The 672-nt window shown below is 37.8% G+C and carries 1 protein-coding gene and 1 other RNA gene; one reads left to right on the top strand and one right to left on the bottom strand.

Features of this window, described 5'->3' with window-relative positions; genetic code table 11:
* Positions 1 to 336: ribonuclease H-like YkuK family protein (locus AC1DVB_RS27800; RefSeq protein ID WP_477592078.1), on the top strand; the 336-nt coding region annotated here is incomplete at its 5' end.
* 137 nt (positions 337 to 473) lie between these two features.
* Here AC1DVB_RS27800 and ssrS read toward each other — a convergent pair.
* A non-coding RNA gene (gene ssrS, locus AC1DVB_RS27795) (6S RNA) lies at positions 474 to 660 on the bottom strand.
* Positions 661 to 672 lie beyond the last annotated feature (12 nt).

The raw sequence follows: 672 nt of genomic DNA, 5'->3' as shown, positions 1-672 counted from the left end.
GTATGGGGTTGTATAAGAAAAGTGATGATCCCTAGAAGGATGCTGCATTTACATGAACGTATTTCTCAAGAGTTGTCGTTAACAGAGGAAATCGTATCACTGTTTACGGAAGAAAGAAAAAATCAATTAATCGATATTGTCCTGCCTGCTGTATATCAAGGTGCGACGTTCACAATGGAAGGTCACATTGATATCGGGGTTGGAAAGCGTAACAAAACCAGTGAGTTTGTAAAAGAAATGGTAGCCAGGATGGAATCCATGGGGGTGGAACCAAAAATCAAACCGGATGCTTTCGTAGCTTCAAGTTATGCCAACCGTTATACAAAACAAGAGTGAATGTTTACAAAAATATGTAATTGCACAATATAGTTTGGGAATTTTCAGACGGCAAAGCGTACATACTTTTTTTCGTTATGCAATTTTAAATAAGCAAAAAACCGGCCTCAGACCGAGACCGGCTTTAACATGTTAAGATATAAGCCGCCAATGCCGTATTCAGTAAGAAAGTTTTAAACCACCACTCCTCAAAGTGGGTGTTTGCAGAAAAAATCCTGTTGTCCAAGTCAGTGACGAGGCATAACATTCCTGTTTCAATATAAAACTCCCTATTACAGCTTAAAGGTTAAAACTTTATTATCATTACGAACAGTGCAGCTTGTATAATTATAATAC

This window comes from Peribacillus sp. P4_D6, from assembly GCF_056401795.1.
This window is presented reverse-complemented; position numbering and strand designations above follow the sequence as displayed.